Source organism: Alistipes sp. DJF_B185, from assembly GCF_964250025.1.
Classification (GTDB): Bacteria; Bacteroidota; Bacteroidia; order Bacteroidales; family Rikenellaceae; genus Alistipes; species Alistipes finegoldii.
Genome location: NZ_CAXUDY010000004.1, coordinates 211,857 through 237,560, shown reverse-complemented (window position 1 = coordinate 237,560; position 25,704 = coordinate 211,857). Strand labels below are relative to the sequence as shown.

Annotated in this window: 28 protein-coding genes and 1 tRNA gene; 14 read left to right on the top strand and 15 right to left on the bottom strand. The window is 54.4% G+C overall.

Annotated features, from left to right (window positions below; translation table 11 throughout):
• Positions 1–4: 4 nt before the first annotated feature.
• The 5 genes from lpxD (at position 5) to ACESTR_RS07505 (ending at position 4,091) form a co-directional block, all read left to right on the top strand.
• Positions 5–1,039 (top strand): UDP-3-O-(3-hydroxymyristoyl)glucosamine N-acyltransferase, encoded by a 1,035-nt coding sequence (gene lpxD, locus ACESTR_RS07525; RefSeq protein ID WP_009597825.1) that lies wholly within the window; start codon positions 5–7, stop codon positions 1,037–1,039.
• A 17-nt stretch (positions 1,040–1,056) separates the two neighbouring features.
• Positions 1,057–2,112, top strand: coding sequence for a TlpA disulfide reductase family protein (locus ACESTR_RS07520; protein ID WP_130063770.1), 1,056 nt, complete (start codon positions 1,057–1,059; stop codon positions 2,110–2,112).
• A gap of 65 nt (positions 2,113–2,177) precedes the next feature.
• Positions 2,178–2,795, top strand: coding sequence for a crossover junction endodeoxyribonuclease RuvC (gene ruvC / locus ACESTR_RS07515; RefSeq protein ID WP_014774608.1), 618 nt, complete (start codon positions 2,178–2,180; stop codon positions 2,793–2,795).
• A 42-nt stretch (positions 2,796–2,837) separates the two neighbouring features.
• Positions 2,838–3,884 carry a TlpA disulfide reductase family protein gene (locus ACESTR_RS07510; RefSeq protein WP_130063768.1) on the top strand — a complete coding sequence of 349 codons (1,047 nt, stop codon included), beginning with the start codon at positions 2,838–2,840 and terminating at the stop codon, positions 3,882–3,884.
• A 133-nt stretch (positions 3,885–4,017) separates the two neighbouring features.
• Positions 4,018–4,091, top strand: a tRNA-Arg gene (locus ACESTR_RS07505).
• Positions 4,092–4,329: 238 nt separating this feature from the next.
• On the opposite strand, the gene ACESTR_RS07500 is transcribed toward ACESTR_RS07505, so the two are convergent.
• The 3 genes from ACESTR_RS07500 to ACESTR_RS07490 all read right to left on the bottom strand — a co-directional run bounded on the left by ACESTR_RS07500 (position 4,330) and on the right by ACESTR_RS07490 (position 5,735).
• A complete protein-coding gene (locus tag ACESTR_RS07500; protein ID WP_237958748.1) occupies positions 4,330–4,749 on the bottom strand; it encodes a hypothetical protein in 420 nt (139 codons plus the stop codon).
• Between the two features lie 11 nt (positions 4,750–4,760).
• Positions 4,761–5,219, bottom strand: a complete 459-nt coding sequence (locus ACESTR_RS07495) for a hypothetical protein (RefSeq protein WP_130063766.1) — start codon at positions 5,217–5,219, stop codon at positions 4,761–4,763.
• Between the two features lie 270 nt (positions 5,220–5,489).
• Positions 5,490–5,735, bottom strand: a complete 246-nt coding sequence (locus tag ACESTR_RS07490) for a hypothetical protein (protein ID WP_130063764.1) — start codon at positions 5,733–5,735, stop codon at positions 5,490–5,492.
• A 174-nt stretch (positions 5,736–5,909) separates the two neighbouring features.
• On the opposite strand from ACESTR_RS07490, the gene ACESTR_RS07485 reads away from it, so the two are divergent.
• The 4 genes from ACESTR_RS07485 to ACESTR_RS07470 all read left to right on the top strand — a co-directional run bounded on the left by ACESTR_RS07485 (position 5,910) and on the right by ACESTR_RS07470 (position 7,432).
• Positions 5,910–6,155, top strand: coding sequence for a helix-turn-helix transcriptional regulator (locus ACESTR_RS07485; protein ID WP_130063762.1), 246 nt, complete (start codon positions 5,910–5,912; stop codon positions 6,153–6,155).
• A 106-nt stretch (positions 6,156–6,261) separates the two neighbouring features.
• Positions 6,262–6,549 (top strand): type II toxin-antitoxin system Phd/YefM family antitoxin, encoded by a 288-nt coding sequence (locus ACESTR_RS07480; RefSeq protein ID WP_130063760.1) that lies wholly within the window; start codon positions 6,262–6,264, stop codon positions 6,547–6,549.
• Positions 6,542–6,817: a Txe/YoeB family addiction module toxin gene (locus ACESTR_RS07475; RefSeq protein ID WP_130063758.1), complete on the top strand. Its 276-nt coding sequence runs from the start codon at positions 6,542–6,544 to the stop codon at positions 6,815–6,817. Before ACESTR_RS07480 ends, ACESTR_RS07475 begins: the two co-directional genes overlap by 8 nt.
• 18 nt (positions 6,818–6,835) lie before the next feature.
• Positions 6,836–7,432 carry an ORF6N domain-containing protein gene (locus ACESTR_RS07470; protein WP_130063756.1) on the top strand — a complete coding sequence of 199 codons (597 nt, stop codon included), beginning with the start codon at positions 6,836–6,838 and terminating at the stop codon, positions 7,430–7,432.
• Between the two features lie 1,265 nt (positions 7,433–8,697).
• Here ACESTR_RS07470 and ACESTR_RS07465 read toward each other — a convergent pair.
• The 7 genes from ACESTR_RS07465 to ACESTR_RS07435 all read right to left on the bottom strand — a co-directional run bounded on the left by ACESTR_RS07465 (position 8,698) and on the right by ACESTR_RS07435 (position 13,821).
• Positions 8,698–9,024, bottom strand: a complete 327-nt coding sequence (locus ACESTR_RS07465) for a hypothetical protein (protein ID WP_237958750.1) — start codon at positions 9,022–9,024, stop codon at positions 8,698–8,700.
• Between the two features lie 128 nt (positions 9,025–9,152).
• On the bottom strand, positions 9,153–10,559 hold the full coding sequence (locus ACESTR_RS07460) for a replicative DNA helicase (RefSeq protein ID WP_302267968.1): 1,407 nt from the start codon (positions 10,557–10,559) through the stop codon (positions 9,153–9,155).
• A complete protein-coding gene (locus ACESTR_RS07455; protein WP_302267966.1) occupies positions 10,531–11,199 on the bottom strand; it encodes a DUF6291 domain-containing protein in 669 nt (222 codons plus the stop codon). The genes ACESTR_RS07460 and ACESTR_RS07455 overlap by 29 nt, the downstream gene beginning before the upstream one ends.
• On the bottom strand, positions 11,187–11,525 hold the full coding sequence (locus ACESTR_RS07450; protein ID WP_302576239.1) for a hypothetical protein: 339 nt from the start codon (positions 11,523–11,525) through the stop codon (positions 11,187–11,189). The genes ACESTR_RS07455 and ACESTR_RS07450 overlap by 13 nt, the downstream gene beginning before the upstream one ends.
• Before the next feature lie 10 nt (positions 11,526–11,535).
• Positions 11,536–11,892 (bottom strand): helix-turn-helix domain-containing protein, encoded by a 357-nt coding sequence (locus tag ACESTR_RS07445; protein ID WP_302267962.1) that lies wholly within the window; start codon positions 11,890–11,892, stop codon positions 11,536–11,538.
• 188 nt (positions 11,893–12,080) lie between these two features.
• A complete protein-coding gene (locus ACESTR_RS07440; RefSeq protein ID WP_302267959.1) occupies positions 12,081–12,596 on the bottom strand; it encodes a hypothetical protein in 516 nt (171 codons plus the stop codon).
• 4 nt (positions 12,597–12,600) lie between these two features.
• A complete protein-coding gene (locus tag ACESTR_RS07435) occupies positions 12,601–13,821 on the bottom strand; it encodes a site-specific integrase (RefSeq protein ID WP_302267957.1) in 1,221 nt (406 codons plus the stop codon).
• A gap of 645 nt (positions 13,822–14,466) precedes the next feature.
• On the opposite strand from ACESTR_RS07435, the gene trxA reads away from it, so the two are divergent.
• From trxA to ACESTR_RS07410, 5 genes are all read left to right on the top strand, one after another.
• Positions 14,467–14,931 carry a thioredoxin gene (gene trxA, locus ACESTR_RS07430; RefSeq protein WP_270388744.1) on the top strand — a complete coding sequence of 155 codons (465 nt, stop codon included), beginning with the start codon at positions 14,467–14,469 and terminating at the stop codon, positions 14,929–14,931.
• 7 nt (positions 14,932–14,938) lie between these two features.
• Entirely contained in the window at positions 14,939–15,142 is a 204-nt protein-coding gene (locus ACESTR_RS07425; RefSeq protein ID WP_270388743.1) for a 4Fe-4S binding protein, read from the top strand.
• Positions 15,126–15,479, top strand: coding sequence for a MarR family transcriptional regulator (locus ACESTR_RS07420; protein ID WP_237958757.1), 354 nt, complete (start codon positions 15,126–15,128; stop codon positions 15,477–15,479). Before ACESTR_RS07425 ends, ACESTR_RS07420 begins: the two co-directional genes overlap by 17 nt.
• A 215-nt stretch (positions 15,480–15,694) precedes the next feature.
• Positions 15,695–16,054 (top strand): hypothetical protein, encoded by a 360-nt coding sequence (locus ACESTR_RS07415; RefSeq protein ID WP_237958758.1) that lies wholly within the window; start codon positions 15,695–15,697, stop codon positions 16,052–16,054.
• Positions 16,055–16,067: 13 nt separating this feature from the next.
• Positions 16,068–16,874 carry a GIY-YIG nuclease family protein gene (locus ACESTR_RS07410; RefSeq protein ID WP_022044424.1) on the top strand — a complete coding sequence of 269 codons (807 nt, stop codon included), beginning with the start codon at positions 16,068–16,070 and terminating at the stop codon, positions 16,872–16,874.
• A gap of 45 nt (positions 16,875–16,919) precedes the next feature.
• On the opposite strand, the gene ACESTR_RS07405 is transcribed toward ACESTR_RS07410, so the two are convergent.
• The 5 genes from ACESTR_RS07405 to ACESTR_RS07385 all read right to left on the bottom strand — a co-directional run bounded on the left by ACESTR_RS07405 (position 16,920) and on the right by ACESTR_RS07385 (position 25,601).
• On the bottom strand, positions 16,920–18,686 hold the full coding sequence (locus tag ACESTR_RS07405; RefSeq protein WP_195289897.1) for a class I mannose-6-phosphate isomerase: 1,767 nt from the start codon (positions 18,684–18,686) through the stop codon (positions 16,920–16,922).
• An 8-nt stretch (positions 18,687–18,694) separates the two neighbouring features.
• A complete protein-coding gene (locus tag ACESTR_RS07400) occupies positions 18,695–19,597 on the bottom strand; it encodes an ROK family protein (protein ID WP_270388740.1) in 903 nt (300 codons plus the stop codon).
• Between the two features lie 80 nt (positions 19,598–19,677).
• Positions 19,678–20,439 (bottom strand): DUF3823 domain-containing protein, encoded by a 762-nt coding sequence (locus ACESTR_RS07395; RefSeq protein ID WP_009597817.1) that lies wholly within the window; start codon positions 20,437–20,439, stop codon positions 19,678–19,680.
• 26 nt (positions 20,440–20,465) lie between these two features.
• Positions 20,466–22,454: a RagB/SusD family nutrient uptake outer membrane protein gene (locus ACESTR_RS07390; RefSeq protein ID WP_279182751.1), complete on the bottom strand. Its 1,989-nt coding sequence runs from the start codon at positions 22,452–22,454 to the stop codon at positions 20,466–20,468.
• A 12-nt stretch (positions 22,455–22,466) separates the two neighbouring features.
• Positions 22,467–25,601: a SusC/RagA family TonB-linked outer membrane protein gene (locus ACESTR_RS07385; protein ID WP_302267946.1), complete on the bottom strand. Its 3,135-nt coding sequence runs from the start codon at positions 25,599–25,601 to the stop codon at positions 22,467–22,469.
• Positions 25,602–25,704 lie beyond the last annotated feature (103 nt).

The following is a 25,704-nucleotide window of genomic DNA, read 5'->3' as shown; positions in this document are numbered from 1 at the left end:
CGTTATGATGGAATTCACGGCCGAAATGATCGCCGGATTTTTAGGCGGCGACATCGTCGGCGACAAAGAGACGAAAGTACACACCGTATCTTCGATCGAGGAGGGCAAGGCGGGCTCGCTGACCTACCTCACCAACCCCAAATACGAAACGTTCCTCTACAGCACGGGCGCATCGATCGTGCTGGTAAACCGTTCGTTCGAACCTTCGCAGCAGGTCTCGGCCACGCTCATCAAGGTGGACGACGCCGCCGCCTGCGTGCTCAAACTGCTCGAAATGTACAACGCCGCCAAGCCCCGCCGCAGCGGCATCAGCAAGCTGGCTTCGGTCGCTGAAAAGGCCGAGGTGGGCGCCGACTGCTACATCGGGGATTTCACGGTGGTCGAAGCGGGCGTGAAAATCGGCAAAAACTGCCAGATCTATCCGCAGGTTTACCTCGGAGCGGGGGTTACGGTGGGCGAAGGCACGATCCTCTACCCCGGAGTCAAGGTATACGAAGGCTGCCGGATCGGCCGCAACTGCATCCTGCACGCGGGAGCCGTGGTCGGCGCCGACGGTTTCGGCTTCATGCCCAACGCCGCGGGCGGTTTCGACAAAATTCCGCAGCTGGGCAACGTGGTGATCGAAGACGACGTAGAGATCGGGGCCAACACCTGCATCGACCGCGCCAAGACCGATTCGACGGTGATCCGCCGGGGCGTCAAGCTCGACAACCTGATTCAGATCGGACACAACGTCCAGATCGGCGAAAACACCGTATCGTCGGCCCAGACCGGCATCGCCGGCACCTCGCGGGTGGGGCGCAACTGCTTCCTCGCCGGACAGGTCGGCATCGCCGACCACGTGAACGTCGGCGACTTCGTGAAGATCGGTTCGAAGAGCGGACTGGACAAGGACGTGCCCGACGGCGAAGTGCGCTTCGGCTACCCGGCGCTGCCCGGCATGCAGTACCACCGTTCGGCGGCGGTCTTCAAGCGGCTGCCCGAACTGGAAAAACTGGTGCACAATCTGGAAAAACAGCTGGCAGAACTCAAAAAATAAACCAATATTCTTGCACAATGAAAAAAGCATTTCTCTTCGCAGCTTCCGCAGCCGTGCTGTGCAGTTGCAGCACGCAGCCCAAATACGTCGTCGAAGGCGACATCGCCGGGCTCGAAGGCACCGTCTACCTGTTCCAGCAGGACAGCCTGATCGACTCGGCCGTCGTGAAATCGGGTAAGTTCCGCTTCAGCGGTCCCGCCGGAGCGCCCGCGATGCACGACCTGCTCGACTCGCGCGACGGACAGCCGCAGGCGTTCGCCATGCAGCTCATCCTCGAACCGGGTACGATCTCGATCAAGAGCGACGCCGACGATCCGCAGGTGCGCCACACCACCGGCACCCCGGCCAACGACGCCGCCGAAGCCTACACGGCCGCCAGCCGCGCGCTGATCACCGAGTACCGCGACGCTGCGACCACCGACCAGCGGCGCGAAGCGATCGAAGAGGAGTTCGAGCAGCTGACCCGCACCTCGGTAGAGGCCAACCGCGACAACTTCTTCGGCGTCATGCTGATGCCCAACATGGCCTACGAGCTTTCGGGGCAGGAGATTCTCGACCAGATCGCCAAATTCTCGCCCGAAATGCAGCAGACCAAAGAGCTGACGGAGCTGAAAGCCACCGCCGAGCAGAAAAAGCGCACCGACGTGGGCCAACCCTACATCAACATCCTGCAGAGCGACGCCGAGGGCCAGATCGTCACCCTGACTTCGGTGATCGAGAATCCGGCCAACAAATACACGCTCGTGGACTTCTGGGCTTCGTGGTGCGGTCCCTGCATGGGCGAAGTTCCCCACCTGAAAGAGACCTACGACAAGTTCCACAAGAAGGGCTTCGAAATCTACGGCGTGTCGTTCGACAACAACCGCGACAAGTGGCTCGCCGCCGTCAAGGACAACGGCATGAAGTGGATTCAGGTCAGCGACCTGAACGGTTTCGACAATCCCGCAGCGAAGGATTACGCCGTTCAGGGCATTCCCTCGAACTTCCTGGTCGACGCTTCGGGCAACATCGTCGCCAAGAACCTGCGCGGCGAAGACCTCTACAAAAAGGTCGAGGAGCTGCTCGGCAAATAACCACCGCCGTACAACCTGCCCCTCCGAACTGCGACACGCCGTCCGGAGGGGCTTTTTCGAACGATATGACCCCAACGGAAAAATACCGCATCATGGGCATCGACCCCGGCACCAACTACATGGGTTACGGCGTGCTGGAGATCGACGGACGCAGCGTGCGCTCGGTCGTCTTGGGCGACATCGACCTGCACAAGCTTTCGGATCCGTACGTCAAACTGCGCTATATCTTCGAACGGGTCGGGGCGCTGATCGACCAGTACGCCCCACGCGAAGTGGCGCTCGAATCGCCGTTCTTCGGCGAGAACGTGCAGTCGATGCTCAAACTGGGACGGGCACAGGGCGTGGCCATGGCAGCGGCGCTGAGCCGCGGCCTGCCCGTTTCGGAATACGCCCCGATGCGCATCAAGCAGAGCATCACGGGACGCGGATCGGCCGCCAAGGAGCAGGTCGCCGCCATTGTCTGCCGCATCCTCTCGCTGGAACAGCCGCCCAAGCGGCTCGACGCCACCGACGGCATGGCCGTGGCGCTCTGCCACCACTTCACGATCTCCAATCCGCTCAATGCCGCGATGGGCAACGAGCGCGTCAAAGGATTGGGCGGCGGCAAGAAGGCCGTATCGAAAGGCGGCTCCCAAAGCTGGGAGAAATTCCTCAGGGAGCACCCCGACCGGGAGATCAAGTAACCGCACCGCAAACCCTAATTTTCGACAGCAACCGAACGATATATGAAGAAAATCCTTCTCACGGCTTCGACGGCCGCCCTCCTCTGCGGATGCGGCGGTCCGAATTACTCCATCACGGGCAACGCAGGACTCGAACCGGGCGACTCGGTATTCCTGATCGGCAGCGGCCGTACGGAACTGGCCGCCGGCATCGTATGCGCCGACAGCACGATCCGGCTAAAGGGTCGTGTCGCCGAACCGGAGATCGCCCGGCTGGCCGATCAGGAACGCATCCCCGTCGGCACCGCCGTCATCTTCCTCGAACCGGGCGAGATACGTACGGTTCCGACGGACGACAGACGGGTTTACGCGGTATCCGGCACGCCGCTGAACGACAGAAAACGGGAGTTCGACGAGCGAATGGCCGACTTCGACCGCAAATTCCGAGAACTTCCCCTCAACGCACCGGCCGACTCGCTCTATGCGGATTACAACAAGCTGGTTCCGGAGAGCATCGAAGCCAATCTGGACAACCTTTTCGGGGCATACCTCTTCTCCGTCTACGAATTCGACGGCAACGACATCGCCGCAGCCAAAACCCGTCTGAAGCAATTTCCGGCCGCCGTGCAGGCCCACCCCATCCTGCAGCGAATCGCCGAAAAAGTCGCAGCGACCGAAAACACCGAGATCGGCAAACCCTACATGGACCTCACGCTGCCCGATGCCGCAGGCGAACCGGTGGCGCTTTCGGGGATCGTCGGCAAAGGCCGCTGGGTACTGCTCGACTTCTGGGCGACGTGGTGCGCCCCCTGCTGCCGGGAAATCCCGCACCTGCGCGAGGCATACGCCGCCTGCAAAAGCAAGGGATTGGAAATTTACGGCGTCTCGCTCGACAACGACGCCGCCAAATGGAGAACGTTCGTGGCGGACAACGATATGCCATGGATCAATGTGCTGGGCGTGAACGCAGACAAGCGAAGCGATGCGGCCGCCATGTACGGCATTTCGTCGATTCCCGCGAATTTTCTGATCTCGCCGAAGGGGATTATCGTTGCCAGAGACCTGCGCGGCGAAAACATCAAGGCCCGGTTGGAGGAAGCAATGCGTTGATCGTCAGCGGACAAACCCCTGACAATCGGTCCGATGCGCCGGCATGCAATTTTTCAGGGCATCTTTTTTCACAAAATTACGCCCAATAATTTGCGAGTTTCGGATTTTCGCCCTATATTTGCACTCGCAATTCGGCACCGTAGCTTAATTGAATAGAGCATCTGACTACGGATCAGAAGGTTACAGGTTTGAGTCCTGTCGGTGTCACTCTCAAAATCAACCACTTACAGCAATGTAGGTGGTTTTTTATTTTTGACCCGGTACACAATTTAAACACAACTTGGCCGATTCTTATTCGGTTGAGGTCATCGACATCACAACATTTGACGGACGGAAATTTCCGCCCGTCGGTATTGTCCCCATTATTTAACGGAAAGTATCCGTATTTCGACAAAAAGGGGTAGCCGCAAACGGCCGCCCCTCTACCCGGTTAATTGATCGCCCGTCAGTCGGTCAATAGCTGCAACGCCTCGGCAATGTCGGGGCACTCGTTCCCATTTTGGTTCCATACATCGACCACGGTAATAGAATCGCCATCAGTATCGGCCCGATAGTCGATAAAGGCAACATATCCGCCGTGTATGATTTCGAAACCCTCGCTTACTCCGTTGCAGTTGGCGGAAACATATTCTCGAATCAAGCCCGCCAGCGTGTTAACATCTGCGGCGATAACGTTTTCACGGTCGTAATTCGTAAAGTTGTAGGATTTATTCACCGAAGGGTCGAACGTCGAAAAATCGCCGTCTTTGGCCCATTCCCGGACGGTATAGCAACCGTTTGGCAGGTAGTACGCCCGGCGGATGGCCTCGGCCTCGGTGGGGAATGTCCCCAGCCGATAGCCGCCGTAAAGAAGTTCGTAAAACATGATCGGCAATATTATTCGTTGGTCCCGGTCCCCTCGATGGCCTTTGAACCCCGCAACAGGGTTTCGGTCATTAGTTTTTCCGTCTCAAACATACGTTTCAACGTTTCGTAATTTTTTTCGAGTGCGTCGTATGCGAATTTCGACACCTGCGGATGTTCGGGGCGGTTCGTCTTTTCTTTCGTTGTTATGGTTCGGTAAAAATCACAGGCCGTCATCAGCAGCGTAACAGCGAGCCGCAGATCACGCAAATCATCGGCGGGGTCATATAAATCCGGGTCCGTGTATGTTTCCTTCAGTTCTTCCAACATTTCAACATTTCGGACCGCTTGTATATCTCGGATCAGATATGCGTAATCGGAATAACGGCGCATTACAGCGTCGATAACATCGATACCGTTGGCGTGATCGAAAACGCGGTCCGCGGCGTCCTTAAACAATACTAAAGGCATTTCGAGGTTTTGAATGTCCATAACTTTGTAGGGGTTAAAATGGTTATTGTTATTTGTTTCGGGTTCCGCCTCTCCCTGATCCCGGCGGCCGGATTGCCGCCGGGGTGTCCTGCCGTGGTGCTATGCACCCGCGAAGGTAAGAGAGACGCGGTATATTAATCATTTGTCAAGTAGTGCTATTATTCGCTCTATACACGCCGCCTGCTCGTCGAGCATCTGCGTTAATCTGTCAACGATCTGTGTTGCTTCGTTCATAGGTTTATCGAGGTTATGCGAGAATCTCGCTATTTCTTAATCTCCGCAATATTGACCCTGTGCGCCGTAATAATTGGCGGCGGCGGTCATTGGTATCGGACAATATTCCGAAGTCGGCGCGGTCGCCAACGTGCGGCCCTCGATCCGGGCCGTCATTATCATTTGTTTCTCATTGCGCCAGGCTTTACGCAGGCAGGCCGAAAAGGTCATCGACGGCTGCGACTTTTTCAGATACCAGGCGTTGCGGACAATCTTCGACAGGTTATAAGTTGCTACTTTCATTACTTATATACTTTTTATGTTTATTTCCACACTACAAATATACAGCAAATGTTTATACGCTCCAAATATTTCAGCAGAAAAATAGACACCAAATATTTATTTTTACACACAACTATACATTTTACGTTGCTTTGATTATCTTTGCAGTTGTAGAACAAATAACGTATTGCGTATATGGAATTGCGAATTAAGGACGTATGCCGGGAAAAGGGCATAACACAAAAAGAGTTAGCCGGATTATTAGGCGTATCTGAAATGACATTGAGCCGGGCAAGCAAGGGAAACACCTCTCTTGACCTATTAGACCGAATGGCCGTCGCTCTCGGTGTATCGGTTCCGGAGCTTTTCGCCCCTCAACCGACGAACACGATCACCTGCCCGCATTGCGGCAAACTTATCAAAGTGGAGAAAGGGGAATAAAGATTACGCCCGGTCTCCGAGCATATACTAATGTAAGAAAATCGGCGTTTTATTTGCGGGTACTGCTTTAAGTACTTATATTTGTACACACCAAACCAGCAAAGCCATGAGAACAACAAATTTTACAGACTTGCGGAACAACTTAAAAAAGTATTTGGACGCAGTTACAAACGATTCCGACACGGTTATAATAAACCGGGACGGCGGTACGGGCGCCGTGCTTATATCACTGGACGAATATAACGCCATAAAGGAGACCGAATATATAATGACGTCGCCCGCGATGATGGAAGCAATCCGCGAGGGCGAACGCGATATAAAAGAAGGACGTTTTGTCTCCCAGCAACCCGGCGAAAGTATTTCCGATTTTCTGAACCGTATCGCCAATGTATAAAATAGTATTAACCGAACAGGCGCAAACGGATTACGCCTATTTTGTGAAGAGCGGACAAGCTCACACAGTAAAAAAAATAGCTGCAATCCTGGAAGACATCGCCGCGCACCCATATACGGGGATCGGAAAACCGGAAGCGCTTAAATATGAGTTGTCGGGTATGTGGTCGCGCCGGATCAACGCAGAACATAGAATAATATACAAAGTATTGGGCGAGGTCGTAGAAGTACAAATAATGTCTATGCGCTACCACTATGTGAAAGCATAAATATCAACAATACCGACTATGGAACTGCAACCCATTCAAAGTAAGATATACGAAATCCGGGGCCAGCGGGTAATGCTGGATTTCGACCTGGCCGAACTCTACCAAGTAGAAACCCGAGTACTAAAGCAGGCAGTAAGGCGCAATATCGAAAGATTCCCCGAGGATTTCATGCTACGATTATCCGCCAAAGAGGCTAACAGATTGATAGACATAGGGAGATCACAAAATGTGATACCCCAAGGCTACAACATCGGTTCCTCGGAAATGTTTGCATTTACCGAGGAAGGCGTAGCGATGCTTTCCGGTGTTTTACGCAGTAAAGCCGCAGTACAGGTAAATATCGCCATTATGCGGGCTTTCGTGGCAATGCGCAACTACATCACAACCACAACGACGGTAACGGCAGAACTGTCCGAAATACGGGCACGGCTTGCGCTACTGGAGCAGACGGGCAAGGATAACGCCGAAGCGGTCAGCGACCTATCGGAGGATATGCGCCGAGAACTCGACAGCATCTACCAGGCTATCGGGGCGCTGTCGGTCAAGTTGCCGCAAACCCGCAAGCCCTCCCAGCCGGTAGGATTCAGACAGGCACACCCGGAGGCAAAGAAATAACCGCCCACCGCAACAGCCGCCCGCCCCGGGGCGGTTGTTTGCATTCAAGGCCCCCGGACCGTTGGGCCTTGTGCCGTGTATCCGGTCCTATCGTTGAGGCGAACAGCATTGGATTAAATACCCACAAAAATAAGGATTTGCCCCGGCCGTTCGGGTAAGTAATTAATAGATACCAACGGGCTATTGAGCCCCGACCCCGTCGAACATTGCCGGGTGTTCCTCTTGGCCCGCCGTGTCAACTTTTGACACTTCGGCCGTTTTTATCGATAATATAGCACGGCTATTTGTTCGAAAGGTTTGATATTTCCCGAACCAAAACACCCACAAGCGCTCTAAAATTGTTCCATTCGTTCAATACACACCAACACGTGCCGGGCCGCCGCTTCCCGTTATCCCGTTGATCCGTTCCCCGGCCGTTGAGGCAAACAGCCCGGGCGGCCAGCCCTCGGAGGGCATAGCACTGCCATCGTCCCGCAGTCGCACGGAACCGCTCCAAATTTCGACGATCTTCCGAAAACTGAACAACGCCACGACTGAAAGCATCGGAGGCCCTGCACGGGCTTCCATCGTTCGGCATCTGCAACATAGAGAATAACGGCCCCGACTGCCGGTCCTGCGCTATACCGTTGATCTGCTCCCCGGTCGTTGAGGCGAACAGCCCGGGCGGCCAGCCCTCGAACGTGTCGGCGTTGCACCCGATACAGTCCACCGCACCGACCGTACACCATGCACAAGCAGTGCCGACGGAAGACACTCCGCGACCAAGAGAGACCAACGCGAGGCGCCGCCAGGTCCTTATGCGTGCAAATATGCAAGAATAAGACGCCGGGAACGTGCGGAAAACATGCGATTTCGTGCAAAAAGACGATTAAAACGCGCGATTTCCGTACAAAAATCGCACGCATTTTCAATCAAAAAACGGGCGCTTTCAGCCGGCAACAACCTCAGGCAGAACCGGGGCGGCCCCTGTGTCATCCTCTCCGTACTGCTTGTATAGGACACGCTACGCGGACACAAAACAGCCCCACGAGTGCACCCGGAGGGGATAGCCGGGCCGAACGGCAAACGTTTCGCATAAGGGGATAGGGGGTAATATTTTATTGTTTTACGCGCTGCAAACCTCGCCGTGCCCGGCTTTACACACACGGACTTTTTTTCAAAATCGCCAACTTTTACGCACAAATACAAGCGTAGGGGCACCTGTATCTCCAGCCCCAGCCGGCCGCGGGTCGTCGATTCATCGTATTTTCAACCGGGCGGCATCCCTATCGGTCCTCATCGCGTTCCACCATCCGGAGGTAATCGGCATAAGGAATTGTTTTGCGCTGTGCCTCGTCCCGAAGTGTCTGAAAGCGCACCAACCGATACCGGAACACAAAACGGGCAAGGATCTCCGCCTCGTTCTTCATCGCGGTGCATTGTGGATCGTGTGTCACGTGCAGGAATGTTTCCTGCATGATGTCGGCATCATCCATTGCACCCTGGACGGGTCCGGACTGCGACGCGCAAAGCCTTTCCATCAGTCGGGAGTAGTTCCGAACGATCACCGAGGCGACGGCGGGCGAATATTTACCGCGGCATCTGTTTCGCATCTTGTTCTATCCGAATTAATCACTACCTTTGTTGTGGGTTCAGGGGTGATTCTTCGGAATTGCTCAAAAATCCGGGGCGGCGTAATACTGTCCCGGATTTTCTTTTTACAGTCCAGCGGTGAAGCAATCTAAAACGGCCCGACATCCCCGATTGCATCCGTTGCGGGATCGTCGTAGTCGGCTATCCGGGTCATACTTTCGTTATGTCGGAAAACTATGCTCCCCGTCGCACCTTCCCGGTTCTTGGCGATATGTAGCAGCCCGACACCCTCGGCAGAAATGGTTCCGTATCGGCCCGCGTCTATCTCGGTCCGCCCGTACATCGCCGGACGGTCGAGAAACAGCACCATATCGGCGTCCTGCTCGATGGCGCCCGATTCCCGGAGGTCAGACAGTAGCGGTGTCTTATCCGTCCGCTCCTCAACCTTGCGCGACAACTGCGACAACAAGATAACCGGAACATCGAGTTCCTTTGCGAGCAGTTTTGCCGAACGGCTGGCGGCGGCGATCTCCCGCTCGCGGGTGCTGTTCGTGTTCCGGCTTGCCGTGTCGAGCAGTTGCAGATAGTCGATAATGACCATCCCGCACCGTCCCCGGCGGTGCATCGCCTTGCATTGCGAGCGTATAGCCCCCATCGTGATATTGGCCCGGTCGTTGAGGTAAACCGGCAGCGCGGAAAGGTCCGCGGCGGCCTGTTCGAGTTCTCGCCAGCCGCCCGCGGCGACGCTCCCCACCCGGAACGCCTGCGAGTTCACCCCGGAATAGCCCACCAGCATACGCCCGGCCAACTGCCCGGCGGGCATCTCCAGCGAGAACACGCACGCCGAAACCCCTGCGATAGCAGCGGCACGGGCAAAATGCAACATCGTAGCACTTTTACCGGTCCCGGGACGGCCGGCCAACACTACAAGCTGCCCGCCCCTCCAGCCGCCCGTCAGCGCGTCGAGCCGTTGTAAGCCCGTAGAGATACCGATACACTCACCCTCCTGTCTTGCCTGCTGCCGTCGTTCCAAATCGTCGAGGGTGGCCCGCACGACATCCGACAATGGCGTGATGTCATCCGAACGCACGGCCCGGTCAGCTATCGCGGTTATTTCCGACGTAGCCCAATCTACGACACCATCCGGATCGGAGACAGCACGCGCCGAGAGTTCATAGCCGAAAAGGCACATACGGCGGCGTATTTCGGTGTTTGCGAGTTGTCGGGCGTGGTCCAGCACGTTAACGCCGGAATCTACTGCGTTGGTCAGTTCTGAAAGGTAACGCAACATTTCCCGGCCTTTCAGTTCCGGACGATCTGCGAGCGTGTAGAGGTCGATTTTGTTGCCACGCTCCAGCATTGAGAGCATCACGCCGTAGATTTTGCCGTTATTTGGGGTGTGGAACGCCGAAATTTCGACGATCTCCGCCACGTCGGGTAGTTGATCCGATTCAAGAACTAAAGCGCCCAAAACAGCCTTCTCGAGTTCGGGTGATTCCGGGAGCACCTCAACGGCATCCGGGCGGTTATAAGAAATTTGTTTTTCGCGTTTCATGGGTCGTTTGTTTTTGGGTTGTGGCATTAAACTCGGATTTGCGGCGCATCCAATTTCGTGCGGCGGCTTTCCAGTCTTTTATCAGGTTCTTACCGGTTCGCCAGCCGTTGGCCGTAAAATGGTCGTAAAAGCATTCGGCATCCGTATCGCTTCCGTTGATCGTCAAAAAATAATCTTTGACCATTTCGAGCGAGGGAGCAACAAACGCCCGGCGTTTAGTTGCGACTTCTCCCCCTATAACCCCCTTTTCATTAACATTAGCATTATCATTAACATTATGATTTAAGGGGTTGTTTTTGGGGTTGTCCTCTGGGGTTATCCTTTGGGGTTGTTTTCTCGCATTCTGATTCCCTTTCGGGGCGCCTCCGTTTTTCCCGTATTCGGCACCTTTAAGGCCGTTATTTCTACACGCGTCGTAACGCCTTATCGAAGCCTCAAGCTGCGGGCGTATCAGTTTCCACGCCAAGCGACCCACGGGGGACAATCCGTCCGGATCTACGCCGAAAAATGCAAAATCCGTAATAGCTTCGTATACTGCTAACTTGTCGGCGTCCGGCATATCGCGTATGGCGTCCTTAAAACTCCAATAAAACGCAAACGTTTTACGGCTTGGATTTTCCGTGTGCTCTATCGCGGCCATCGCTGCGCCTCCTTTCCCGCATTGTCTTGTTGAATAAAGTACCGTTTGAAACGGCCGCCGTGTTCGCTGTCGCACCACACATCGGCAATCGGCACGCCTTTCGCCCGTAGGTCACGTATCGAGCTGCGAGGATCTGACAACCTCAACGCCGCGGAAATATCCGCCACCGAATGGCACCCGCCCTGCAACAGGAAATTATATACCCGTCGTTGATGATAGCCGAATGAAATTTGCACATCATTTCCGAATTGCGTATATTTGCCGGTGCCGTTATTTGCCCCTGCGCGCTCGCTCCGAGTGCCGGGGGCATTCTCTTTTTGTTTCATATCTCCGGAACTATTTACGGTTAGCACTCTCGGCAATACGCAATGCGGCAGCGGTCCGCCTGTCCTCCGAATGGACAGTGTGCGCCTCGATCCACGTTAAAAGCTCCTTTTTCGAGAACACCGTGCGGCGTCCGAATTTCTTGTACGGAATCGTGTTTTTGTATACTTGATTGTAGAGCGTGGCCCGGGTGGTGGGTATGCCCTGCGCGGTCAGAAACCGGGCGGCATCTTCGACGTTCATGCCGTCTGTTTCGACGGGCTCGTTCTTGCGCCGGAAATCAGCGAGTTTAGGAAGAATTGCGGCCACCTCGTCGGCGACGATTTCGCGCAACTGTGCGGGAGTGGTTACGATAATTGGATCGTTCATACTTTGACGCTATTAACTGTTTGATACTATCCACTGATCGGGTTGGATACTCAACGTTGATAGGGCAAAGATGATAGATAATTAATATTTACGCATTTACCGGGAAAAAGCGCAAATATTGTCCGGTAAATGTGTAAATTATATTGGGTCAAAATGTTGGTTAGGGTTGGTTAGTGTCGCATTGTCATTTACTTTTTCCGATTGGGTATATATAACCCCGATTTGATTTTTTTTAGTTTTTCTATCGTCTTCTCTACTACAATTAATTTTCGGGGCGTTATGTAATCGCCATTAAATGCCGTATATAAAAACCCTTTAGATAACCAATCATCAATTGTTTTTCGATTACGCCCTGTTATGGCGGCAAATTCGCTTATATTAGTTGCATGAACAATCAACGGATGGGGGTCGTTGTCGCAAAATATAGTATTGAAAAGAATCATCCTATTTTGATAGCCCTTGCGCGCCGCTACTTTGTATTCATCGGCCTTGGGGCTCTCTAAAAACGTCTCTAACCGCTGTATAGAATCCGCAAACCTATGCCGTTGGCCCTTGTGTGCTCGTTTTACCCGGATATCGAGCACGGCCCAGTCATACAAATATCTGTTTATATTAGCGTTTTTACATAGATCTGCCGCTATGCCCTTAATAGTTGACTCTGATAGGTATTCACCCCCGAATTTATCAAATTTATACCGCCCCATAGTTCTAAAATTTCGTCAATAGCTCCGCATTTTTGATCCGCTCCTCCCGTTCGAAGCTGGCGAGGTAGTTCTCCGTCGTTCTCAAATCTTGGTGTCCGAGGCTTTCCGATATATAGGCAATATTGGTTCCTGCCCGCTTCAACACCGTGGCGAACGAATGCCGGGCCGTATAGGTCGAAATATTGCCGATCCCGAGCTGTTCGCCTACCTCCTTCATACGCTTGTTGATCGCGCGGGTTATGTATAGTGTTTTCATCTTCCGCCGCATCGCATCCTCCTGTCCGTCGAGGATCGGAAAAATAAAGTTATCGGAACGAAAGGGGTTGCCCCAACGGTTGATTATTGCCTGCATCCGCGCCGTGACAACGACCCGGATTTCCTTGCGGGTCTTGGTCGTCCGCTCGGTCTTTTGCCGAACGAAGCATATTTCACCGTTCACGATGTCCCGATACCTCAACTTTACGAAATCGGCAACGTTGATCCCGTTGCACAAGTAGAGGAACAGCCAATAATCGCGGTATTTGGCCGTTGCCTCGGTTCCATCCTCATAGTTGGCAATCTGCCCTATTTGCTCCAACGTAAGAGCCAATTTACGCCCTTCTCCGGCTTGTATCTCATACCGCCCCCGGCCGAATGGATATTGCGCATCCTTGATCGAGCCTAAACGTTTTGCCTCGTTAAGAATTGCCCGGAGGTGGCGCAAGTGTATCGCAATAGTCGTTTGTGTCTTGCCCTCCTTGCGCAGAAAATCAGCATACCGCCCCAGCCACGACACGGTGACTGCCTCAAAACGGATATGTGCCCCGGCAAAGCGTTCCAAACCTTTCAGAACATTATCGTAGACAAGCATAGACCCAACACGCCCGACTTTTTTAAGTTCTTCTATTTTGGCCCGGAACATCGTATTTACCGTATCGACCGCCGCCCCTTTCAATCGATTGTTGAGGGTGTCAAGCGAGAACCCGCCAGATGCCGCCAACTCCTCAACGGCCGCCCGCACTATTTGGTAGCTGCTTTCGATGTCCTTACGAACCGCTACGAGTGCGCGGGCCTTTGTAGTCGGCAACATCTCCCACTCCTCCGGGGTCAGGTCTTTCCCGGTCGGATAGTAATAACGGACTCGATTGTAAGTAACCCGGATTTTTACGGGACACCTCCCGGACTTTTTCGGGTGCGTAGTATCGAGCATCGGGGCCACCGTTATCCCGTCTTTTGAATAGTTCATTTTGTGTATAAATTTTGATTTTCGGTACACAATTTATACACAAACATATGAATTAAATCCAATTTTACAAAAATACAATGAAATAAAATAGCTATATTTGCACCTGAAATACAAACATTTATAAAACAAAATAAAAATCGCCTAAAATCGGCAAAAACCGCCGAATTATGCCTACGGATCAGAAGGTTACAGGTTTGAGTCCTGTCGGTGTCACAAGGAAAGAGAGTCCAAAAGGCTCTCTTTCTTGCATTTAAAGAGCCGGTGAAAAATGCGGCGTACTTCTTCGAGTCTCGGTTTAGAGCGATTTCCGTATTGAAATCGGACATTTGTTTAAACCGAAGTGTAAACCGAAATCGGTCATCCCCGCTCCACCGCCCCCGTATGCATTCATGCACCCCAAGACAGGGGCCGTCTCATAAGACAGACAGGCGCAGGCATGCACTCTATACGAACCGACCGGATGATAGATTCAGCCGCAATCCGGAGCTGGAGGCGATTTCCGGTTTCATTTTTGCATAGCCACGGGAAACAAACGTATTTTTACTCCCCTTGATTTATTTTCCATTGGAAATTTGTTTTATTGGAAAATATATCATATCTTTGTATCGTCATCAAGATAAGAAAAGATAAAATACCATACGGACCATGAAGAAACTATTAGTGACAGCCGCCTGCATCCTGACGTTCGCAGCCGGGGCCGACGGCCAGACCGACAACAAGAATGACAACACAAAACAAACGAATACCATGAAAACGATCGCATTGACCAAAGCCGACTTTCTGACGAAAGTCGCCAATTACGAAACCAATCCCACCGAGTGGAAATACCTCGGCGACAAACCCGCCCTCGTCGATTTCTACGCTTCGTGGTGCGGCCCCTGCAAAGCCCTCGCACCCGTGCTGGAGGAACTTGCGGCGGAATACGGGGACAGCATCTACATCTACAAGATCAACACCGAAGAGGAGCAGGAACTGGCGGCCGCATTCGGCATCCGCTCGATTCCGACGCTGCTGTTCCTCCCCAAAGACGGCAAACCCCAGATGGCGCAGGGCGCCCTGCCCAAGGCTTCGCTGAAAGAGGCGATCGACAAGGTGCTCCTCAATAAATAAGCGGGCTATGGCGCTTACGATCGACGAACTCCGCTGTCCGCAGGACCACCGCTGTCCGCTGATTCCGGTCTGCCCCGTCGGAGCGATTTCACAACTGGGAGACGGGCTTCCGACAATCGACCCGCAGAAGTGTATCGAATGCGGAAAATGTATCAGGCACTGCGGCAGGCAGGCCGTTCACAAAAAGCCGGAGTATGGACAAACTGTGTAGAATACGCGACCTGCAGCGGGCCGTACACCAGTTCGAAGCGAATCTGGAGCGGCTGTACGGAATCTGCCTGAACGAAGGCATGACCCTGTGCAGTCTCTCGAAGGCCGGAAGGCTCTCCTGCGGAGAGTTGAGCGACCTGCTGGGGCTGACCCCTTCGAACATGTCGAAAGTACTCCGCTCGGTCGAAGAAAAGGAATTCGTAAGGCGGGAGCTGGGAACTGCAGACAAACGCCAGATGTATTTCTCGCTGACCGACCGAGGGCGGCAGCTGCTGGCATCGATCGACTGCGGAAAGATCGAAACGCCCAATCCCATTACCGCCCTGCTTCAAAAGTAACTGACGCATCAAACGACAACCCCGTCCGGAATCCGGACGGGGTTGCTTATTTTAATAAATCAGTTGATAAGAATACCAATCTGACAAACAGACTTTAAGAGGATTTTCAGAGGTCACGGTAACGATTTGGAGAATGTGCGAAATTCGCTATTTTGCGTAACATATATTTCTGCATTGTCATATATTTCTTATTTTCGTAAAAAAGACTGATAAGTATGGCGAAAATGAAGGATGATGATTTTGGTATAGAACTGCCGAGAAAGCGGTTGGTAGGATGTCTAGGATTGTTGGTAGGTGGATTTTTATTTTTTTGCATTATGTGTTTGATCGTATATTATTACAATCGGTCTACTCCGGTCGTGCAAGAAAATCCATGGATAAATAATGACTCGTCACGCCCAGTAACCGATATAAAAGAACTCGACTACAACCGTCGTCTGATTATTTACCGTGATGAGAAACCCCGGCGACAATTACGGGAATTCGAATGGTCCAAGGATGAGCGAATATATGGCGTCCCTCAAAACCTATACGAAGATTACTACGAAGAGATATATGAATATTTTCACGATTAAAGAATATTAATATATGAACGGTAGAAATTTATTTACAACAGCGGAGCTAGTTACTATACGCGAGTTATTGAAAAGACTTCGGAATGTCTCAAAAACCCAACAGAAAGGAATTCGAGATAGTCTCCGAAAAATCGGATTTTATATAAGTGATTATAATCTCCCAAAGTGTACAGTTGATGATTTTGATGCATTAATTAAAAGCGGGCTAATTAAAGTTGTCGCATCTGAAATTGCATCGCATATAACTGTTCCATCGAAGACGATACAACAGAAAAATAAGTCTCAAACACAAGTGTCGAATTCTGACACAATAGCAACTATCAATTTTAAAACGATTGAAAATTTGCAACAAGCCGGATTCACCGGCTTTATTCCAATTGCACATTTATGGAGGGATTGTTCAGCTATTCCGAGAATCAAGGGTGTATATATGGTCGTGCGTACCACGACTGTCGCACCTGAGTTTCTCGAACAAGGCACGGGCGGGTATTTTCAAGATAAAAGCCCCAATGTGCCGCTCGACATATTACGTGCAAATTGGGTAAATGATGCTTGTGTTATCTATATTGGAAAAGCTGGAGGTGCTTCCTCTTCAACAACACTTCGAAGTCGGCTGAAACAATATCTACAATTTGGGCAAGGAAAGGCAGTAGGCCATCGAGGAGGGCGTTATATTTGGCAATTGAAAGATGCTGCTGATCTCTTATTCTGTTGGATGCCATTATTTTCAGATGACCCTACCGATGTCGAAACAAATTTGATCCGAACTTTTAAGGGACGATATAATGGGATGCGTCCGTTCGCCAATTTAAAAAAATAGAAAATATCCCGCCGAAATGGCGGGATATTTTACAGCGCAAAGGTTCTATTTCATGAAAGCCTTCACGACCATGATCTCACGGCCCGAAGTATTGACGATCCGGTAGGAGCCGGCCGCGGCCGACACCACGAACGTCTCGGCATAGCTGATCGGGAAGCTGTCGCCACCTGCGGTCTCGATGCGGGCGCTCTCGCCTTCGACCAGATTCAGTACATGGCATTTTCCTTCGGTCTGCACCTCCACCGAGGTGTCGAGCTTGTAGCGATGCACGTCGTAGGAGTGGTTGCGGTGCGTCGGCAGGTGCCAGAGTTCCCAGTCGGCGCCCTTTTCGAGCAGTTCGGGATGCGCGATCAGCTCGCGCTTCACCGTTTCGCCCTTGCGGTCGAAGCAGAGGTTCTCCATCGCACGGCGGATGTTCAGCGGACGGGGTTTGCCGTCGAGGTCCAGCGCCAGCCAGTCGTACATCTTGAACGTGAAGATGTAGGGCGTGGTGCTGATCTCCAGCACGAGGTTGTTGCGGCCCGAACTGTGAAGCGTCCCCGGAGGCATCAGGAAAAGATCGTGTTTGGCCGACGGTTCCGCATTGACGTACTTGTTCACGTCAAGCTCCGTCCCCTTCTCGAAACTTTCGGTCAGGGCCTGTTCGAACTTCTCCGGTACGATATCCTCCTTGAAACCGAGGTACACGACCGAATCCGGCGTCGTGTCGAGGATGTAATAGGTCTCCTCCTGCGTCAGCACCTCGCCGAAATTCTTGCGGATATACTCGCGCTGCGGATGACACTGGATCGAGAGGTTGCCGCCGTCGAAGTTGTCGAGGTAGTCCATACGGATCGGAAATTCGTCGCCGTAGAGACCGTAGCACTCCTTTCCCACGACCCGCTCGCCGGCCTGAAACATCACCGTATCGAACGAGACTTCGAGCATTCGTTCACCGCTGCGGAAGATCAGGCCGTTTTCGGGCACGATCAGCTCGAACGACCATGCGTAGTTGGGCACGTCGTGCGGCAGCGCCTCGATGTGGTTGCGGATCCACTGTCCTCCCCACGCTCCGGGCTCGAACCACGGACGCACACGGAATCCGTTGCCGGCGAGACGGTCCAGACCGCGGCGCAGATCGGCTCCTTCGGTCCACGTAATCTCCGTCTCGCGCTGGCCGTCGATCATCACGTCGATTTTCGGCAGCAACGCCTTCTTATGACGGTTGAGCACCACCCAGTCCACGAAGTAGAAACGCTTGTACATCTTCTTCGGCGCATCGGCCGCAGCGGCTCCCAGATTCGTGATGCTGCCCGCACGCGAGCGGAACTGAATCTCGTTCTTCGGAATGTCGATATAAAGCAGCAGGCCGTCCCAGCCGGCAAGCGAAGCGCCGATGCCGATCAGGATGTTCATCCGGGCAGCGTCGTCGGGACGTATCCGGTCCAGCTTCTCCCGGTCGAAGAACTCTTCGAGCCGGAGCGGAGTCCGGAATCCGAAGATCGGATCGTCACCGCCCAAATAGGGTTCGATCAGACGGTCGATCTCGGCAGGCTCCTTCATGGCCGCACCCGTGTTCCACCAGACGGGCCGGATGCCGAGCGTTTCGAGGGCCTTGTTCAGTTCACGGCTGAAAATATCGAAACGGACGCCGACGTAACCGTCGATAATCACCCGTTTCGATCCGGCGATCCGACGCGCCAGCGACATATAATCGCAAAAGATTTTCTCCTCGCCCAGATCGTGCGCCGGATAGATGTCGTATTGGTTTACGCCTGTTTCCGGCTTCTCGACGGGAAGTACAAACTGTGTGGTTTTTCTTAAAAGAGTCATATCTAAAATTATAAAAATAACGAAGCTGCACCAATCATGGCCGCATGGTCGAGCAGGGCCGAAGTGCGGACCGCGACACGGATTCCGTCCGCGGCGAAACGCCGCTCCAAAGCGGGTCCGAAAAGCGGATAAGCCCGCGAAATATTTCCGCCGAGCACCAATACGTCCGCGTTGAAACGGGTAAGGACCGGACCCGCGAACTGCGCCAGCTCTTCGCCGTAGACGTCGAAAAGACGGCGCGCAGCCGGATCGGCGTCGTACCGGGCGGCGACATCCCGCGCACCGGTCAGGGTCTCACCGGTCAGCTCTTCGTAACGGCGGATAATTCCGCGCGTCGAGAAGGCTTCATCCACGATTCCGCCGCCGAACGGCAGGCAGTAGACCCAGCCGTCGGCAGGCACCTCATCGCCCGAAGTCACCAGTTTACGGTCGGATACGAAACCCGACCCGACGCCTGTTCCGAGCGTGAGCGCCACCACGCGCCGGGCATCGCACGCCGCGCCGCCGAGACACTCGCCCAGCGCAAAGGCCGAAGCGTCGTTGACATAGCGGAACTCTTCGGCTCCGGACCGCCGCAGCAGCGGAAAAAGCGACTCCGAAATGTCAAGTCCGTAGATCCGCTCGAATTTATTGACGCCCCGAATCAGCGAAACGCCGTGTTCGTAGTCGAACGGGCCGGGGAAGGCGAATCCCACCCGGCGCACGGTCTTCAGGCCGGAAGCCGCGATGCTCTGCCGGATATTGTCCGCCCATGCGCCGAGTATCTCCCCGGCGCCGGCGTCGCAATCGACCTTGCCGGAGAGAGGCTCTCCGCAGATTTCACCCGTCGTCAGATCGACCACGGCCGAACAAATATGACTGCCGCCTATGTCAGCGCCGACGGCGTAACGTTCCATGTCGTTCGATATCATCGTATCCGTAAAAATTTTCCTTATCGGGCGCCGCAGTTCCGGAGACAATACGCCTCCGGAACCCGGCATCCTGAACCTAACTAACGGGCAATTGTGGTAATCTCCTTGACAGTCGTGTAATTGTAACGGTTGGTACCGTCGAACTGCCGCGTCGTCCGCGCGCCGAACCGCAGGAAATACTTCCGCGAAAAGGCCGGGAACGGCGTATAGGTGCCGGCGGGATTATAACCTCCCGGCTGTCCCGTACGGATGGTATAGACCTGATCGAACTGCACCATGCCGATAGCCGCACCGGAGATACGGGTCGAATAGTTGGGGCTGTAGCTGAAATCCCCGACATACATGTTCTCGCTCACGAACAGCCATGCTTCGGCCAGCGCCTCCTGATAGTCGGGATTGTCCGTACCGCGGGAAACCTTCACCTTCACGTCCACAGTTCCGTCGGCATTCACCACCGGCTCTCCGACCCACTCCACACGCAGCAGGGGTTCGACTTCCCAAGTCTTCTCGACAGTGCCCGAAATCTTGATCCGCTCCTCTTCCAGCGGCACGAACGCGCCCGAAGGGGTGATGCCGTACTCGCCCTTGAAAACCTTGGTGTTGTTGAACGTACCGTCCATCTTGACGTTCATGTCATAGGGCTGGGGGTTGTCGCTCCAGCTGTACTCCATCATGCGGATACGGATACCCGTATTGCCGATGGCCGTCTGGAACGGCTCGCCCGTCTGCTTGTCGATGAACTTTCCGCGGAAAGTCTCCTGCGGCTCGTCGTAATTGTCCTTGCTGCACGAAGCTGCAAGCAGCGGCAGCGAAAAGAGCAAAAGATATATATACTTTTTCATATCGATCGGTTTTTATGCTGTCCGGATTAGAAACCGGGGTTATTCTTGAGGTTGGGGTTCTTGGTCAGTTCGCCCGACGGCAACGGCTGGTAATAGTAGCGGGTGTCGTAGGTGAAGATGTAGTTATACCCGGCCCGCGGCTCGGTGAAGCGCACGTCGAAGAAGTACTTGTTGACGTCCGTTGCGAAGAAGGGCATCAGGATACGATAGCGCGTGGTATTCTGCTCGTCGTAGAAGATGCGCCAGCGGCGGAGGTCCCAATAGGTCTGGTTCTCGAAGGCCAGCTCCTTGCGGCGTTCGCGGCGTACGATATCGACCGAATTGAGGTCGGCGGCCGATGCCAGCAGATCGGCGCCCGCCCGTTCGCGGATGAGGTTGATGCAGCGGAAAGCCTCGTCGCGGTAGCTGTCACCCTCTTCGGAGGTCGTCTTGCCGAGCTGAGTCAGCTCGTAGGCGGCTTCGGCACGGTTGAGCAGCACCTCGGCATAGCGGATGTCGATCCAGTGCTGCGTGGATTTGCCGCCCGAATTATTCTCCAGATCGGGATCGAGGTACTTGCGCAGGTAGGTGCCGCCGATGTTGCCGAAGTTCCAGCCGTTCACCGGACCGTTGAGACCCGTGATGAGCATCGACGTGACGGGCGTAGCCCCCGGATAGGGAGTATAGGGCGTCTTGAGCTGGACGGCAGGACCGCCGTTGAAGTTTCCGGTCAGCTGCACGTCTTTGAGTCCCAGCGTTTCGTAGGCCGCGGTCTCGCCCTCCTTGATCAGACGCGAGATACCTTTGCCCTCTTCCACCTTGCCGGTGTAGAGACCGCGGCGGATTTCGATATACTGGTCCTTGAACTTCGACATGGGGAGGATGACCGTACCCAGCAGGCGCGGCTCGGCGTTGGCGAAGGCGTCCATCGGGTTGTCGTAGAGCTTGTAATAGCCGTTTTCGTCGAGGAACCCGAACTTGCCGTCGGCATCCAGCTCGACGCCGTCGAACATCTCGATGAAATCGACCGTGGGGCTTACCTCCGAGTCGTTGCCGCCCGTCGAGGTCGAGCGCGGCTGCACCGAGTTGTCGTAGTCGTGCGTCAGGAATTTCTCCTTGTAATAGCGGGCGAAGATGGTCTCGGTGTTGGCGCTGCTTTCGTCGAGGAACAGTGCAGCGAAGTTCTCGGCCTGAGCGTCGCGGTTACCGGCAGCCCACTTGGCCTTGTAGAGCGAATAACCGCCCTCGTCCACGATCTTCGAGGCTTTGTAAGCCGCTTCGAAATAACCGGCGGCCCGTTCGGCGGGAATGCCGCAGATACGCTTGCCGAGGTGTTCTTCATTGACGGTATTGTACTTGGCGATCGAACCGGCATAGAGCATGGCGCGCGACTTGAGAGCTGCCGCGGCATAGCGGGTGGCACGGCCGGAAGCGTTCTTGTCGGGCAGGCTGGCGATGGCCGCATCGAGATCCTGTCCGATAAAGTCCCAGCACTCCTCTTCGGAGGCACGGGGAGTCCACGTATCCTCCAGCGTCGCGTTGGCCGGATAATCAATCACGTAATCGATCTTCGGAACACCGCCCAGCCGCTTGACCATTGCGAAGTACACATAGGCGCGGATGAAATAGGCCTCGCCCAAGACCGTATTGTAATCGCTGTCCGAAAATCCGCTTTTGTATTTCGGAAGCCCCTCGATAAGCAGGTTGATTTCGCGGATCGTTTTGTAAGCGGCGTCCCACATGTTGCTGCCGGGTTCGGCGAAGAATCCCTGCGTGTCGCGTCCTACGGCTTCGCCCGTGGCGCAGCACATCTGGCGGTACATGGCGCCCGAATAGCCGAAGCCGTGTTCGAAACTATACCGGAAATCCTCCATGGGCAAGACGCCGTACAAGCGTGCAATATAGCTCGTCGCACCCTCGACGTTGCCGAAGATATCCTGTTCGTTAAAAATATTTTTCGGCGGTATATCCAAATCGGTGCACGCGGCGAATGCGCCCGCACAAAGAATCAGGAGATAATATTTCAGACGTTTCATTTTTTTGCTTTTTTAGAATTTGACGTTCAGTCCGATAGTATAGGTCTTGTTGATCGGATAGAAGTATCCCATATTGCTGGCCCCGCCATCCGACGGATGAATGTAGAACTCCGGGTCGAGATAATCCAGACCGGTGATCGTCAGCAGGTTGTAAGCGCTGGCGTAGATCCGGACATTCTCGATACCCACCTTCGTCAGCCACTTCTTGGGCAGCGAATAACCGATTTCGAGGTTCTTCAGACGCAGGTAGCGGGCATTCTGCAACCCATGCTCCGAGTTGGGATTTGCCGTCGAGCCCGTATAGCCGTATTCGCCGGCGACCCACTTCGTGGCGGGATCGTAGGGATTGGCCGTCGGATCGGCCGGATGCCAGCGGTCCATGTGTTCGCTGATGGCGTTGGTACGCGACCAGAGCGGCTCCTGCAGAAACTCGCGGGCGATGATGTAACGGTTGCCCGAACCCTGCCAGAGCATCGAGAAGTCGATCCCTTTCCACGATGCGCTGATCGTCAGACCGAAATTGACCATCGGAACCATATCCGTGTAGCCGATCGGGTGTACGTCCAGATCGTTGATCCAGCCGTCGCCGTTCCAGTCCTCGTAGAGATAGTCTCCCATCACGCTGCCGCGGCCGATATAGACGGGATTGTAGTACAACTGATCCCAGCTGGTGATACGCCCGCCTTCGCCGTAACCCCACCAGATGCTGTTGAAACGGTCGTTGTTGTTCTGACGCCAGTTCAGGTAGGAGTTGCCCGACTCGGCACGCTCGTAGTAGAGCGTCTTGCGGCGCGTGAACGAAACATTGCCCTTGACCGCATAGGAGAAATCGCCGACGCGGTTGCGGTGGCTCAACTCAAGCTCGAAACCGGTATCCCGGTCGCTGTTGAGGTTTTCCAGCGGCAGACTCGCGCCCACGCTGCCCGGAAGGCTCAGATTTCGTCTGGCATAGAGTCCGTCACGATGCCGGCGAAAATAATCGAAGGTCAGGCCGAGTTTGCCGTTCCATGCGCTGAAATCCAAACCGATGTCGAACATTTTGATGGTCTGCCACGTAATATCCTTGTTGGCAATGCCCTTGGGAACGGAACCGTTGACGTAATCGCCGCCGAGGATAGCTCCGCCGGAAGGATAGGTAAAGCCGGTCAGGAATTCGTAATTCAGATCTCCGTCGTACCCCGTCTTACCGTACGATGCACGGATTTTCAGATTCTCGATGAAGTCGAGCGAAGACTCTTTCCAGAAGTTTTCCTCCGAAATGCGCCATCCGACGGATACCGAGGGGAAGAAGACCCAGCGCAGGTCGCCCGACGGGAAGCGCGACGATGCGTCGTAGCGGAAGACGAATTCGGCGAGGTACTTGCCGCCGAAGTCGTAGTTGAAACGGCCGGCCAGCGACTGGTAGGCATAGTCGTAAAGCGAACCGCCGCCTGACGACTGGTTGAACTGCTGCGTTTCGCCGTCGCCGACAAACACCTGATCCATAGGCAACACCACTTCGCGGCTGCCGTAGAAGTTGTCGCCCACCTTGTGCTGATCCTCGAAGAGCAGCATGCCCGATACGGAGTGACGGCCGAAGGTGCGGTCATAGCCCACCTGCACGTGCCACTGGCGATGTTCCTTGCCGTAATAGTTGCGCTGCACGAAATAATCGTGCGCGTCTCCCTTCAGGAAACTGGTCGCGGCTCCGGTAGAAGTATAAGTGTTGAACGCCTTTCTGTAGAACTTGTTGTCGTTCATGATATAGTCGTAGCTGAAGAAGCCCTTGGCATACAGTCCCGGCAGGAACGGCATGTCCCAGCGCAGCGAGAAGGCAGACTGGAACCAGCGGCTGATCAGGCTCTGGTATCCGTTGGCGTCCTTGTCGATCATGGCCAGCGGGTTGACGATGCCCGTGTTGTCGTCCTTGGTATGGTACATGGTCTGCTCGTCGTCATAGTAGAACGGATCGAGCGGGGTGAAGAGCCACGTGCTACGCACGATGTCCGAAGAGGAGAAGTTGCTCATCTTCTTTTCATCCATATGACCTGCGAGGTTGACATCGAGGGTCAGGTTCTTGGCGATCTTCGCGTTGATGTTGGCGCGCAGCGTGTACTTGTCATAGGTAATAGGCGTGTGCTGCAGGAAGCTCTCCTGATACTGGTAACCGAGACTGGTATAGAAGGTGACCTTGTCGTTGCCGCCGCTGGCGCTCACCGTATGCTGCGTCTGGGGCGCCGAATTGCGGAAGACGGCATCTTTCCAGTTGTAGGACTTCTTCTCGCCGTTGCGGTAGGCGGCGATATCCTCCTGACTGTACTGCGGAACAGGCGACATGTTGTCTACGGAGTGCATCGCGTATTTCTCGTTGTAGAGCGTCATCCAGTCGGCCGCATCCACGAGATCGGGGAAGTTCGAAGGACGCTGCCACGATATGTTGCCCGAATAATTGATATTGACCCTGCCCTTGTCGCCTTTCTTGGTGGTGATAAGCACGACGCCGTTACCGCCCTTCACGCCGTAGATGGCTGCCGACGCATCCTTCAGCACCGAAACCTGCTCGATATCTTCGGGATCGAGCCGCGCCATGTTGTCGCGCGGCACACCGTCGATCACGATAAGCGGAGCGCCGAAGCCGCGGATGTCCATCGAGGTATTGAACTGGCCCGGTTCGCTGGAGTTCTGTCTCACGCGGAGTCCCGCGACCTTACCGGTCAGCATGTTCTGGACGTTCTCGTTCTTGGTCGTGATGATCTCTTCGTTGTTGATGGCCGAGATGGCTCCCGTAAGGGAGGCTTTCTTCTGGGTGCCGTAACCTACGACGACCAGCTCCTCGATTTCGAGGGCGTCGCTCTCCAGCACGAAATCATAGGTGGTCTTTCCGGCTACGACTTTGGCCGACTGCTCGGCGTATCCGACGAAACTCACCTTCAGCACCGAGCCGGGAACGACCTGCAGCGAAAAGCTGCCCGTCGTACTTGTTACATCTCCTTTTTGGGTCGTGGTGTCGAAGACCGTAGCTCCGATCACCGGCTGCCCGGAAGCATCCTTGACGGTACCCGATACCGTAAAGGCCTCCCCTTGCGCGCGGGTTTCGAGGGCCGCGAAAGCCAACGCCACGCACATACAAACCTTCAGCAGGTTCAAGAAGTTAGTACAAATTTTCATACGTTTTGTTTTTAAGTAGTTGGTTTCAAAAAACTCCAGCCCGACACGGGGTCCGGCCGGAGCCGGGAATTCAGATTTCCTTTTTCAACATAAGCGGTTTATA

Excerpts from the sequence above, each read along its gene's own strand:
- ACESTR_RS07410 (WP_022044424.1), top strand. The coding sequence starts at position 16,068 with ATGAACGGTAGAAATTTATTTACAACAGCGGAGCTAGTTACTATACGC.
- ACESTR_RS07385 (WP_302267946.1), bottom strand. The coding sequence starts at position 25,601 with ATGAAAATTTGTACTAACTTCTTGAACCTGCTGAAGGTTTGTATGTGC.
- ACESTR_RS07490 (WP_130063764.1), bottom strand. The coding sequence starts at position 5,735 with ATGAAAGTAGCAACTTATAACCTGTCGAAGATTGTCCGCAACGCCTGG.
- ACESTR_RS07400 (WP_270388740.1), bottom strand. The coding sequence starts at position 19,597 with ATGATATCGAACGACATGGAACGTTACGCCGTCGGCGCTGACATAGGC.
- ACESTR_RS07485 (WP_130063762.1), top strand. The coding sequence starts at position 5,910 with ATGGAATTGCGAATTAAGGACGTATGCCGGGAAAAGGGCATAACACAA.
- ACESTR_RS07455 (WP_302267966.1), bottom strand. The coding sequence starts at position 11,199 with ATGGCCGCGATAGAGCACACGGAAAATCCAAGCCGTAAAACGTTTGCG.
- ACESTR_RS07450 (WP_302576239.1), bottom strand. The coding sequence starts at position 11,525 with ATGAAACAAAAAGAGAATGCCCCCGGCACTCGGAGCGAGCGCGCAGGG.
- ACESTR_RS07390 (WP_279182751.1), bottom strand. The coding sequence starts at position 22,454 with ATGAAACGTCTGAAATATTATCTCCTGATTCTTTGTGCGGGCGCATTC.
- ACESTR_RS07435 (WP_302267957.1), bottom strand. The coding sequence starts at position 13,821 with ATGAACTATTCAAAAGACGGGATAACGGTGGCCCCGATGCTCGATACT.
- ACESTR_RS07415 (WP_237958758.1), top strand. The coding sequence starts at position 15,695 with ATGGCGAAAATGAAGGATGATGATTTTGGTATAGAACTGCCGAGAAAG.
- ACESTR_RS07520 (WP_130063770.1), top strand. The coding sequence starts at position 1,057 with ATGAAAAAAGCATTTCTCTTCGCAGCTTCCGCAGCCGTGCTGTGCAGT.
- ACESTR_RS07480 (WP_130063760.1), top strand. The coding sequence starts at position 6,262 with ATGAGAACAACAAATTTTACAGACTTGCGGAACAACTTAAAAAAGTAT.
- ACESTR_RS07460 (WP_302267968.1), bottom strand. The coding sequence starts at position 10,559 with ATGAAACGCGAAAAACAAATTTCTTATAACCGCCCGGATGCCGTTGAG.
- ACESTR_RS07405 (WP_195289897.1), bottom strand. The coding sequence starts at position 18,686 with ATGACTCTTTTAAGAAAAACCACACAGTTTGTACTTCCCGTCGAGAAG.
- ruvC (WP_014774608.1), top strand. The coding sequence starts at position 2,178 with ATGACCCCAACGGAAAAATACCGCATCATGGGCATCGACCCCGGCACC.
- ACESTR_RS07470 (WP_130063756.1), top strand. The coding sequence starts at position 6,836 with ATGGAACTGCAACCCATTCAAAGTAAGATATACGAAATCCGGGGCCAG.
- ACESTR_RS07440 (WP_302267959.1), bottom strand. The coding sequence starts at position 12,596 with ATGGGGCGGTATAAATTTGATAAATTCGGGGGTGAATACCTATCAGAG.
- ACESTR_RS07495 (WP_130063766.1), bottom strand. The coding sequence starts at position 5,219 with ATGGACATTCAAAACCTCGAAATGCCTTTAGTATTGTTTAAGGACGCC.
- ACESTR_RS07395 (WP_009597817.1), bottom strand. The coding sequence starts at position 20,439 with ATGAAAAAGTATATATATCTTTTGCTCTTTTCGCTGCCGCTGCTTGCA.
- trxA (WP_270388744.1), top strand. The coding sequence starts at position 14,467 with ATGAAGAAACTATTAGTGACAGCCGCCTGCATCCTGACGTTCGCAGCC.
- ACESTR_RS07510 (WP_130063768.1), top strand. The coding sequence starts at position 2,838 with ATGAAGAAAATCCTTCTCACGGCTTCGACGGCCGCCCTCCTCTGCGGA.
- ACESTR_RS07465 (WP_237958750.1), bottom strand. The coding sequence starts at position 9,024 with ATGCGAAACAGATGCCGCGGTAAATATTCGCCCGCCGTCGCCTCGGTG.
- ACESTR_RS07500 (WP_237958748.1), bottom strand. The coding sequence starts at position 4,749 with ATGTTTTACGAACTTCTTTACGGCGGCTATCGGCTGGGGACATTCCCC.
- ACESTR_RS07425 (WP_270388743.1), top strand. The coding sequence starts at position 14,939 with ATGGCGCTTACGATCGACGAACTCCGCTGTCCGCAGGACCACCGCTGT.
- lpxD (WP_009597825.1), top strand. The coding sequence starts at position 5 with ATGATGGAATTCACGGCCGAAATGATCGCCGGATTTTTAGGCGGCGAC.
- ACESTR_RS07445 (WP_302267962.1), bottom strand. The coding sequence starts at position 11,892 with ATGAACGATCCAATTATCGTAACCACTCCCGCACAGTTGCGCGAAATC.
- ACESTR_RS07475 (WP_130063758.1), top strand. The coding sequence starts at position 6,542 with ATGTATAAAATAGTATTAACCGAACAGGCGCAAACGGATTACGCCTAT.
- ACESTR_RS07420 (WP_237958757.1), top strand. The coding sequence starts at position 15,126 with ATGGACAAACTGTGTAGAATACGCGACCTGCAGCGGGCCGTACACCAG.